This window comes from Planococcus sp. CAU13 (assembly GCF_000775575.1).
Taxonomy (GTDB): Bacteria; Bacillota; Bacilli; order Bacillales_A; family Planococcaceae; genus Planococcus.
The window spans coordinates 1-11620 of record NZ_JRGN01000113.1 but is presented as its reverse complement, the minus strand read 5'-3'; the positions used below and the strand labels follow the sequence as shown (position 1 = coordinate 11620).

Below are 11620 nucleotides of genomic sequence, written 5' to 3'. Positions count from 1 at the left end.
AGCTGTTTTGCGGAATATCGGTTATTAAAGTGAATAAGTGAAAAGTTCCTTCAATTCGTTATCAGAAAGCTCCGTCATCCACTGGCTCGACTGGATAAATTGTTCAGACATCGCCTGTTTTTGTGTCAGCAGGGAATCGATTTTTTCTTCAATCGTGCCGATCGTCACAAATTTATGGACATGGACGAATTGCGTCTGCCCGATCCGGTAAGCCCTGTCAGTCGCCTGATTTTCCACGGCCGGATTCCACCATCTGTCCGCGTGCAGCACATGTGTGGCAGCCGTCAGGTTCAAGCCGGTGCCGCCAGCTTTCAGGGACAGGATGAAAATCGGGAACTTGCCTTGCTGAAAGGCATGGACCAACGAGTCCCGCTGATTTTTCGGCATGCTGCCGGTCAGGAATGGAACTTCGTGGCCGTATAGTTCATTGATGGCCTGCTGCAAAAGATGCCCCATGCCGATGTATTGGGTAAAGATCAGACATTGTTCACCGCGTTCCGCAATTTCGCCCGCCAGTGTCACAATCCGCTCAAGTTTCTGGGAGCGGGGAAGGATTTCTTCCGCCGACGTATAAGGCTCTTTTAAATACAGCGCCGGATGGTTGCATAATTGCTTCAGCTTGCTGAGCATTTTCAGCACGAGCCCTTTTTTCTCGAAGCCGGTCAGTGTTTCCATTTTTTCAACGGTGTCCTGTACGAGGCCTTCATAAAGCGCGGCCTGTTCCGGAGTCAGCGGACAGTATTCAAGCTGCTCCTGTTTTTCCGGGAGGTTCAGCTGAAGATCCGGATCTTTCTTCGTGCGGCGCAGCAGGAAAGGCTGGATGCGCTGACGCAATTTCTTTTTGGCTTCTTCCGAATCGTCGCGTTCAATCGGAATCATGAACGTCTCCTGGAATTGTTTGATGCGGTAAAGATAGCCTTTATTGATGAAGTCAAAAATCGACCACAGCTCAGATAAACGGTTTTCAATCGGCGTGCCGGTCAGTGCGATATGATGTTTGCCTTTAAAACGGCGGATGGTGCGCGATTGTTTCGTATACATATTTTTAATATTCTGTGCTTCGTCGAGCGTAATGCTGGTCCACTGCAGATCCTGCATTTCCTCGGCGTCAGATGAAGCGATGCCATACGTCGACAATACGACATCCGGCTGCTCTTCTTCAAGGAAACGGCTGAACTCTTCGCTTTTCGGGCGTACGGGTCCGTAATGCATATAGACTTTCAGGTCCGGCGCAAAACGCTCGAGTTCTTTCTGCCAGTTGCCGAGCACCGAAGTCGGGCAGATGATCAGCGACGGCTGCTCCTGTTTTTCCTTATGGACATGCAGCAGATAGGCGATCAGCTGGACTGTCTTGCCAAGTCCCATATCATCGGCAAGGCATAGGCCAAAGCCTTCTTCCCGCATGAATACGAGATAGTCAAAACCAGTTTTCTGATATGGCCTCAGTTCCGTAAGGAGATTTTCAGGAATTTCCGTCTGCGGCAGGTCGCGTTTATCGAGCAGTTTCTCCAACAGGACCTTCAGCGATTTATTCAAATTGAACTCGACAAGCGGATCGTCTTCATCAGCCGCTTCCTCGAGCATGATTTCAGGCACATTCTGGAACAGCATATCTTTGATCGTCCAGTCTGCGTCATCCGCTTCTTCAATCATTTTCCGGAGCTGCAGGAGAAGGTTCGAATCCACCCGCACCCATTCATTGCCGATGCGAATAAATTCCTTGTTCTCGGACACGAGCCGTTCAAAATCCTGCATGCTGAGTTCGTGGCCATTCAATGAGAATTGCCAGTCAAAGCGGATAATCTGATCGAGTCCCACAACCGACGCTTTTTTAACGGGTGAATGTACGTTTGCTTTGACGCGCACTTTGGATTCCTGAACAGCCTGCAGCCAGGAGGGAATGGATACTTCGATGCCGAACGCCTGCAGGATTTCGGTATCGTTGCGAAGGAATTCGAGCACCTGCGTATCAGACCATTCCGCGTAATAGAGGCGGGTTTCATCAAAGCCGTCAACTGATGGGCACAGGCTTAACACAAGCGCCTGCTTTTCCGCAATTTCAGCGTGGCGGCTGCGCCATTTTTCAGGCAGCACCTTTTCAAGCGGTTCATCCATACGGCGTTTTGAAGGGGTCCAATAAACACTGCCGCGTTTTGACCGAATCACCACTTTGAATGTCCAGTCCGGCGTTTCATCGGGCTCGCTCAATTGCACAGCCATCACGTAATCTTCCGCAGGCTCCAGCCCTTCCCAGCCTGTCTGCTGGATAAAATGCTGGATATACGGAAGCTGGGCCGTCGTCAGGCCTTTTTGGCTGAGCTGCTGGCTGATGGTATCGCTCAGAAACGCCTGGATTTCCATATCGCCGTAGCTGCTGTCGATGAGGATATCCTCACCATCAACCGTGACGTGCTCCCATAAACCGGGATCGTTCAGGGAATCGGCGACTTTGCCGGCAAGTTCAAGCCAGGCGGCATCGTCTGCAGTCTGCCCTTTGAACGTGACATAATGATGGGCAACGCCTGCAAACAGCCTGACAAAATCAGCCGGCGGCAAAACGAGGTCAAGGCCGTCGATTTCTGACTTTAAACCGAAAAAGCTGTCTTTGTCCATGAAATATAAAAAAGGGCTCCAAATTTCAGGCGGAATCCGGTTTCCTGTTTCGTTGATGGCCTGAATACGGAAGCTGTTTCCCTTGGTGACTTTTAAGTAATAGATGCGGCTTCCTTCTGTTTGGAATTGAGTCATACCAAATTTCCTTTCTCAATCTCTTCCTGCAGTGCACGGAGACGTTTATTCTGTGTCCGGATTTCTTTCATATAGGATTTCCAGAACTCCATTTGATCGCTCTTTTTGCAGGCGGCTTTCATCTTTTTCCAGATGCGCACGGCCTGTTTGTAGCTGTTGCGGCTGCGTTCGTCCAAATGGGCCATGGCATAGCGGTGATACAGGGGCAGCACATAATCCGGAGCGGCTTCCTGCACTTCCTTCAATCCGCATTCTTCAGCAAAATACAACGGCGAACTGTGCATATGGTGCAGTTCCGCCCATTGCTTGAACAGCCCTTTTTCAATCAGATAAGTTGAATAGGCAGGGAGGCCGTAGTGGCCGAATTGCCTGAAAAGATCTTCCCAGTCCGCTTCACTCAAATTGATGAGCGAGAAAAGACGGCTTAATGTGCGGACGTACTGGTGGCGGTATTGCGTATACAAGCCTTCGAACAGGAAGGTTTTTACATGCGGTTTGACTGCCGACAGAATCGCTTCAAGCGCATGCATGTGCTGTTCTTCCTCAGCCAGAATAGCCAGCTGGATCCAGTCGTGCGCTTCATTCGGCGTTATTTTTTTCAGTTCCACGGTCTGTTTCAGCAGAATGGCGAAAAAGACGGAAACCCGTTCATCGGGCCGCGGGAATACCGCCAGCTCCTCTTTGCGCATTTTGTCATTTGTGAAAAGAACAGTCCAGAACATCCGGTAAACGGCCAGACGCTGGGAAGACGAACCGTCTTTTATTGCAGCGAAAGAACGGACCATGTCCCGGAGGCCATCAAAAAAAGCATCCGACTCAAAAGTACGGTGCTGGCCGTGCAATTGGCCCAGCAGGTCGCCGAGTTCCTGCAATTCGTCCTCGAACCAGGTTTTGAAAAATGAATGATGGACATCATTGGTGCCGGAAACATAAGTATTCCAGACCTCCGACAGTGAAATGAAATGGGCGTAAGCGCGGAACAGCGTTTTCCATTCGCGTTCAAGCGGCACAAAAGACAGCGCATTTTTCAGCCGGCCGTCATGCATCTGTTCAAAATAGAAATAGTTTCTCGTTGTATAATCGGGAATCGGATCGCGCCATACGCTTTTGATGACTTTTGTCCATTGCTGCGGCGAACGTTTATCGCCGAATGTCGGAACCTGATCCAGTTCCTTTGCCCGCCATTCACCGACCCACTGTGACAGGGAACCGATTTTCTGGTATAAAGCGAAAATCACGGCAAGCCGGTGGCGGCACATATCGTCCTGCGGACAGGCGCAGACCGCTGTCATCTTTTCAAAATTCATAACGACTTTTACCGCGTGAGCATCTTTCACCACTGCTTCGAGGAGCAGCCGCTCTTCATTGAATGACTGAATCTGCACACCATCATGGCGAACTAAAAAAACTGCTTTTCGAACCATTTCCTCATCCAGCGCACGCGCGGGATTGAGGGACTTCTCGACAGCAGCCATATAATTGTGGATTGTATCTTCATATTGTTGTGCCAGGGATTGAACCGTAGCCATTTGCATCGCCCCAAAATAAAACTTTCCTTCTATTATACTTCTTTCCGGCTGGCGCGTAAATGAAGAAGGAAACTTAGACGTTTTCAGCTTTAGTAAATATTTTTTTAAGGAAACCTCTTTTTTGCTGACGCATAGACTATACTGGAGAAAGAATGAATCTTATTACCCAATAAAGTAGACAGGAGCATGACTTTGGAGCATTTATATGTACTGGAAATCCCTGATTTGCAGAGCGTATTAAATCAGGAAGATATCGTCATTTGGGAACTATTCTTATTGAACGAAGAAAAACGTTACGAAAAAATGCGTTTTCAACTTTCAGGTAGTGAAGGCTGCTATACTTTCGACAGGGTTGAGGCGTGCAACAGCAGGCTTGGCAAGGTTCAAATCGATTTCGACAATAAAAGGCTCATCTTTGAACCAGGCGCGGCCGAAGATAAAGAATTCGAACAGTTTCTGCTCCATGCGCTGTCCCAGATCTTCGTAAGGATCAAAAACGACCGGATTCAATTCCTGGCGACGGCCAATAATAAAAGAAAGAAAAGATTAAACACAAGAAGATGATTCTTGTGTTTTTTTAGTTACGAAAAGGGGAATATGTGGTATGATTGATAAAACAGAATATTCTAAATTCAGAGAGGGGGGAACCGTCATGCTGCATGTAAAAATGATGAAACCATTCTATACAAAGAAAGAAGAGCATCTGGTTAAATTCGTCTTTGCCTACCAATACCTCTCAATTATGAAAGATGATGAATTATTTCATTTTATCCCGGTTGAAGGGAAAGAAATTGTCGTCAATATGAATACTTTCCAGGTTGAAAATTTATCTGAAGTCTTTGTTTTCCAGAAAGGAAACCGATTTATCCGGCTGCCGCTGTATCAACTCCTGCTGGTATCCGATATTCATATGCATCTCCAATCCATCCTGCAGGGAGAAACCGCAGGAATCGCTGAAATTCCGGAACAGGCAAAAACAGAAGCCATGGAAGTAATTGAATCTCTGGAACGTGAAAACTTGAATCGATTGATTGATTTTGCGCTGGAGTCGCGGGACGAAGTGATGTTCCATGAACTGCTGGCCATACAACAGCTTAATGGAGGTCTGCCAAGTGAAACCTGATTCTTGCCGAGTGAAATTCATATTTAAATGACTGCGCCTGCCCGGAGCGAACAGGGGAGGCGTTTTCATTTGCCCTGATGGGATACCGGCAAAAACCCCTCTTCCAATAAATCCGGAGGAGGGGTTTTATGGTTTGTAAGTATACATGAGTCACCTCTACATCATTGTGAAAACGTTGACAATCAGCATTACGAATGCTGAGCCACCGATTCCCAAAGCAAGATCTTCCCATCCAAGTTCAAGCGCTTTTTCGAAATTCATGTCAATCCACTCCTTTTGTCAGCTTCTAAGTTTGTGCAGAAGATCTTGCAAACAGTTATAAATCCTTGCCTGATCTATAACGTGTTTTGATTGTATTAAATAATCAAAAAAATGTCATGGTTATTTATATCTAAATATTTGAATTATTTAGATATATTAAGACCGAATATCAAAAAAATATCCGTCAGTGAATTATTATTCAATATTATATTGAAATATTCAAAATAAGCTGGTATATTTAATAAAAGAATTTTCAAAATTTGGGAAACGACCCCAGCGAAGAGGAGCCAGTCATCATGAAATTTTATTTGTCCATGGATATGGAAGGTGTCACCGCTTTACCGGATTATACATATGTGGATTCAAGTGAACATAATTACGAACGAGGGCGCCGTTTGATGACTCAGGATGCGAATGCCATCATCGAAGGTGCTTTTACTCATGGAGCAAATGAATTTTTGGTCAATGACAGCCATTCGAAAATGAACAACCTGATTGCCGAAGAGCTGCACGAAGATGCGCTGCTGATCACAGGCGGCGTCAAAGCCTATTCGATGGTCGAAGGGCTGGATGCAAGTTATGATGGCGCCTTTTTTGCCGGCTATCATGCGAGGGCCGGTCAAAAAGGGGTCATGTCCCATGCGATGATCTTTGGTGTTCGTTCAATGTGGATTAACGACACGGAAATCGGTGAACTGGGCTTGAATGCTTATGTGGCGGGCCATTACGGGGTGCCGATTCTGATGGTTGCGGGTGATGACTGTGCATGCCGTGAAGCGGAAGCGCTGATTCCGAACATTGTCACTGCGGCGGTAAAGGAATCCCTGACACGCTCAGCCGTTAAAACGCTGCATCCGAAAAAAGCGCAGGCATTATTGCGTGAGAAAACGAAACAGGCCATTGAAAACCGGGCCAATGTGAAACCGCTTACGCCTCCGGAAAGTCCGGTGCTGAAAATCGAATTCACGAATTTTGGGCAGGCGGAACTGGCGGCCATGATGCCGGGCTGCACGATCGAAGAAGGAACGACGATTGTCCGTTACGAGGCAAAAGATATATTGGAAGCTTACCGGGCAATGCTTGTCATGGTTGAACTCGCTGCACAGTCGCAGTTCAATTAAAAGGGGGATTTAGAGAAAATGGCAATGTACATATTCAAACGTTTCTGGATGATGCTGGCGACGATTTTCATCATTGCGACGCTGACGTTTTTCCTGATGCACGCCGTACCGGGTTCGCCGCTGGAAGCGGAACGGACGACCAACGAAACCATCCAGGCCAATCTGGAAAAATTCTATAAATTGGATCAGCCGCTGCACATCCAGTATTTCGACTATATGAAATCAATTGCGACGTTCGATTTCGGACCATCCATCAAAGATCCGAACCGGACGGTCAATGAATTGCTTGAACGGGGCTTCCCGATTTCCTTCGAACTCGGCATCATCACGATTCTTGTCGCCGTCATATCGGGGATCCTGCTCGGCACCTTGGCAGCGCTGCGGCACAATAAAATGATCGATTACGCGGCGATGGCGTTCGCCGTCATCGGGATTTCCATTCCGAACTTCGTACTGGCGACGCTGTTGATCCAGCAGCTCGCTGTTACCTGGGGAATCTTTCCGCCGGCCACCTGGAAAAGCCCGATGCATATGGTCCTGCCGGTGCTGGCGCTGGCAACAGGGCCAATGGCGATCATCGCCCGCCTGACGCGGTCGAGCATGCTTGAAGTTTTGACGCAGGATTACATAAAAATGGCGCGTGCCAAAGGCATCAAACCGATTCGCATCGTATTGCGCCATGCACTCAGAAATGCGCTGATGCCTGTCGTCACCATCATGGGGACGCTGCTCGCCGGAATTCTGACCGGAACATTCGTCATTGAAAAGATTTTCGCGATTCCGGGCATGGGGAAATACTTTGTCGACTCGATCAACAACCGGGATTATCCGGTCATTATGGGAACAACCGTTTTCTACAGCGCGTTTTTGATTTTCATGCTGTTCCTTGTGGACATCGTATATGGACTTCTTGATCCGCGTATCAAGCTCCACAAAAAAGAAGGTGATGTGTGATGACACAGGTTCGTGATGATTGGTTCCGTCCGCTCGAAAGGGACGGAGATGAAAAAGAGCAGGTCGTCCGCCCGTCTTTATCCTATTGGAAAGATGCGTGGCGGCGTTTAAAGAAAAATAAATTGGCGATGCTCGGACTGGGCTTTTTAATCTTCCTGGCAGTTATGGCGATTTTCGGCCCGATCCTGTCACCTCACTCAGTGACGACGCAGGATCTGCCGAATCAAAACCAGCCGCCGAGCAGCACACACTGGTTCGGCACTGATGAAGCGGGACGCGATGTCTTTACAAGAACATGGTATGGTGCGCGGATTTCCCTGTTTGTCGGATTGATGGCTGCTTTGATTGATTTTACGATCGGCATCATCTACGGAGGCATTGCCGGTTATAAAGGCGGAAGAACCGATACACTGATGATGCGTGTGGTTGAAATTCTTTACGGATTACCGTATCTGTTGGTCGTTATTCTTTTGCTCGTGGTCATGGGCCCGAGTTTGACGACGATCATCATCGCCCTGACGATCACCGGCTGGGTCGGTATGGCCCGGATTGTGAGGGGCCAGGTGCTGCAGGTGAAGAACTATGAATTTGTAACGGCGTCAAAATCCTTTGGCGCAAACTCGTCGCGCATCATCCGGAAAAACCTTATACCGAATGCCATGGGTCCGATCATTGTCCAAATGACATTGACGGTGCCGAGCGCGATTTTCGCGGAAGCGTTCCTGAGTTTTCTTGGACTCGGCATCCAGGCGCCGTTCGCGAGCTGGGGCGTTATGGCGAATGATGCCTTGCCGGTAATCATTTCCGGTGACTGGTGGAGATTATTCTTCCCTGCATTATTCATTTCTTTAACAATGTTTGCATTTAACGTATTGGGTGACGGGCTGCAGGATGCGCTCGATCCGAAAATGAGGGGGTGACAGCATGACTGGCAAACAACTGGCAGATGAACTGTCACGTTCACGGCTTGAAGACGGCGCTGAAGTGGATCCCGTCCTGCACGAGGGGAAACGCGGAAAAATCGTTTCACCGAAGAAGAAGCGGACAATTTCATCGGAAAAAATATTGGAAGTGGATGATCTCCATGTCACGTTCAGTACATACGGAGGCACGGTCCAGGCCGTGCGCGGAGTGACTTTCGATTTGTATAAAGGAGAGACGCTGGCGATCGTCGGCGAGTCGGGCTGCGGAAAATCCGTGACATCAAACGCCATCATGGGTCTCGTGGAACAGCCGCCCGGCAAAATTTCTTCAAAAGGTGTTCATTTCAAATCAAGAAACCTGGCAAAACTGTCGAAAAAAGAGATGCGCAAAATTCAGGGCGTCGATATTTCGATGATTTTCCAGGATCCGATGACGGCGTTAAATCCGACGCTGACCATCGGGGAACAATTGATGGAAGGCGTGAAACAGCACAAGAACCTGAGTAGCGCCGAAGCGAAAAAACGCGCCATCGAAATGCTGTCGCTTGTCGGGATTCCGAATCCGGATGAGCGGCTGAAGCAATACCCGCACCAATTTTCCGGCGGCATGCGGCAGCGAATCGTCATTGCGATCGCGCTGATCTGCGAGCCGGAACTGCTGATTGCGGATGAACCGACGACAGCGCTCGATGTGACGATTCAGGCGCAGATCCTGGAATTGTTTGAAGAAATTCAATCAAAGACAGGCGTCTCCATCATTTTGATCACCCATGATTTAGGGGTGGTGGCGAAAATTGCCGACCGTATCGCGGTCATGTACGCCGGCAAAATTATCGAAACAGGCAACAAGCGGGAAATTTTCTACACGCCGCAGCATCCGTATACGCAGGGCTTACTGAGTTCAGTGCCGCGTCTTGATTTGACCGGCGGGGAATTAAAACCGATCGACGGCACACCGCCGGATCTGTTTTCTCCGCCTTCGGGCTGCCCGTTCGCTGCCCGCTGCCCGTTTGCCATGGAAGTCTGCAGGGAGGTCTATCCGGCTACAACCGAAAAATCGGACACACACCGGGTCGACTGCTGGCTGCAGGACAGCCGGGCACAGAAACTGATTGAAGAAGGGGCATTTGCCCGGTAACTCGGCTGAACGCGCAATCCGCGCATTCACATAGCATCACAACACACATAAAGGGGGCAACAAGATGAAGAAATGGCTGGTTTTATTTCTCATGGCAATGTTTGTTTTCGTTCTTGCGGCATGTACCGCAAGCGAAGACGCGGGAGAAGAAACGCCTGATGAAGGCGGAGAAAGCGCAGAAGGAACCCCGGATTCCGGCGGCGACAAAATCCTGTTGATGAATAACGGTGCAGAGCCGACATCATTCGATCCATCGATCGGATTCGATGCAGTATCCTGGTCAGCGCTCAATAACCTGATGGAAGGCTTGACGCGACTGGATGAAAGTTCACAGCCGGTCGAAGCGACTGCTGAAGCAATCGACATTTCAGAAGACGGTTTGACTTACACATTCACAATCCGTGAAGGTGCAAACTGGTCGAATGGCGAACCGGTGACGGCTGGCGATTTCGTATTCGCATGGCGCCATATGCTGAACCCGGAAACAGCTTCACCTGCCGCGTTCCTTGCTTACTTCATTGAAGGTGCAGAAAGTTACAACAGTGGAGAAGGATCTCCTGAAGATGTAGCGGTAGTGGCGGAAGACGATAAAACTCTTGTCGTTACGCTGACTGCTCCAACTGAAGCATTCCTGAACATCATCACGAACCCGAGCTTCTTCCCGATCCACGAAGCGACGGCAACTGAAAATCCGCAGTGGCACACAGAAGCGGAATCATTCATCGGCAACGGGCCATTCAAATTGGCATCATGGAGCCACGATGAAAACTTCGTATTTGAAAAGAACGAAGAATACTGGGATGCCGACAGCGTTAAATTGGACGGCGTTGAGTGGGAAATGGTAAACGACGAAAATACGGAATACCAGATGTATGAAGCAGGCGACCTGGATGTATCGAATGTGCCGTCAGAATTGTCGGAGCAGCTGATGGATTCACCGGACCTCGTTACTCTTGATCAGGCGGGAACTTATTTCTACCGTTACAACGTAGAGATGGAACCGTTCAACAATAAAAAAGTCCGTCAGGCTTTGGCGTTTGCAGTCAACCAGGACGATATTGTGCAATACGTAACGAAAAATGGCGAGAAACCGGCTTACGGCTTCACTTCTTACGGATTTGAAGGTCCGGACGGCACGGATTTCCGTGACGCTGCAGGTGATCTTGTGAAATTCGACGCTGAAAAAGCGAAGCAATTGCTTGAAGAAGGGATGGCTGAAGAAGGCTGGGATACATTGCCTGAAATCACGATCACATATTCAACAAGCCCGACTCACCAGATCATCGCAGAAACTTTGCAGGATCAGTTCAAACAGACACTGGACATCGATGTTAAATTGCAGAACGTGGAAAGCTCCGTATTTGCAGCGGAACAAAAAGAATTCAAATACCAGATGTCACGTTCTTCGTTCCTTTCCGATTACGCGGATCCTGTGAACGCACTCGAGAGCTTCATCACTGGCTCATCGATGAACCGTACGCAGTGGTCGAATCCTGAGTTCGATCAATTGATTGCGGATGCGAAAACAGAGACGGATTCAGAAGCACGCTGGGAAATGCTGATCGAAGCTGAGAAACTCCTGATGGACGAAATGCCGATCTTCCCGATCCATTTCTACAACCAGGTTCAGCTTGAAAAAGAAGGCATCGAGGGCATCCTTCGCCACCCGGTTGGCTATATCGATCTTAAGTACGCTGATAAGCAATAAAATCTTTATTAGTTGAAAAGACTCGCTAACCGATATTGCGCAAAACAGCTGCGCTTGCCTGGGGGCTTGCGCTGAGCTAACTCGTACTCGTTGCACTTCGTCCGAGTGGATCTCA

General features: G+C 48.7%; 9 protein-coding genes. 7 read left to right on the top strand and 2 right to left on the bottom strand.

The genetic code is table 11. The features are described from left to right. Nucleotides 1-24: 24 nt before the first annotated feature. Both KW93_RS05010 and KW93_RS05005 read right to left on the bottom strand, forming a co-directional pair. The gene (locus tag KW93_RS05010; protein ID WP_033541882.1) at nucleotides 25-2748 is read right to left on the bottom strand and encodes a DEAD/DEAH box helicase; all 2724 of its coding nucleotides are present in this window, start codon (nucleotides 2746-2748) and stop codon (nucleotides 25-27) included. Beyond that, nucleotides 2745-4277: a hypothetical protein gene (locus KW93_RS05005; protein ID WP_033541881.1), complete on the bottom strand. Its 1533-nt coding sequence runs from the start codon at nucleotides 4275-4277 to the stop codon at nucleotides 2745-2747. Before KW93_RS05005 ends, KW93_RS05010 begins: the two co-directional genes overlap by 4 nt. Before the next feature lie 192 nt (nucleotides 4278-4469). Between KW93_RS05005 and KW93_RS05000 the strand changes: the two genes are divergently transcribed. The 7 genes from KW93_RS05000 to KW93_RS04970 all read left to right on the top strand — a co-directional run bounded on the left by KW93_RS05000 (nucleotide 4470) and on the right by KW93_RS04970 (nucleotide 11505). Continuing rightward, nucleotides 4470-4841 carry a hypothetical protein gene (locus KW93_RS05000; RefSeq protein ID WP_033541880.1) on the top strand — a complete coding sequence of 124 codons (372 nt, stop codon included), beginning with the start codon at nucleotides 4470-4472 and terminating at the stop codon, nucleotides 4839-4841. A gap of 88 nt (nucleotides 4842-4929) precedes the next feature. Beyond that, complete coding sequence (locus tag KW93_RS04995) at nucleotides 4930-5400, top strand: IDEAL domain-containing protein (protein ID WP_033541884.1); 471 nt, start codon at nucleotides 4930-4932, stop codon at nucleotides 5398-5400. A 557-nt stretch (nucleotides 5401-5957) separates the two neighbouring features. Then, nucleotides 5958-6782: a M55 family metallopeptidase gene (locus KW93_RS04990; RefSeq protein ID WP_033541879.1), complete on the top strand. Its 825-nt coding sequence runs from the start codon at nucleotides 5958-5960 to the stop codon at nucleotides 6780-6782. Nucleotides 6783-6800: 18 nt separating this feature from the next. Then, complete coding sequence (locus KW93_RS04985; RefSeq protein ID WP_033541878.1) at nucleotides 6801-7736, top strand: ABC transporter permease; 936 nt, start codon at nucleotides 6801-6803, stop codon at nucleotides 7734-7736. After that, nucleotides 7736-8656 (top strand): ABC transporter permease, encoded by a 921-nt coding sequence (locus KW93_RS04980; RefSeq protein ID WP_033541877.1) that lies wholly within the window; start codon nucleotides 7736-7738, stop codon nucleotides 8654-8656. Before KW93_RS04985 ends, KW93_RS04980 begins: the two co-directional genes overlap by 1 nt. A gap of 4 nt (nucleotides 8657-8660) precedes the next feature. After that, entirely contained in the window at nucleotides 8661-9797 is a 1137-nt protein-coding gene (locus KW93_RS04975; protein WP_081986928.1) for an ABC transporter ATP-binding protein, read from the top strand. Between the two features lie 64 nt (nucleotides 9798-9861). After that, nucleotides 9862-11505 carry a peptide ABC transporter substrate-binding protein gene (locus KW93_RS04970; RefSeq protein ID WP_033541876.1) on the top strand — a complete coding sequence of 548 codons (1644 nt, stop codon included), beginning with the start codon at nucleotides 9862-9864 and terminating at the stop codon, nucleotides 11503-11505. The last annotated feature ends 115 nt before the right edge of the window (nucleotides 11506-11620 follow it).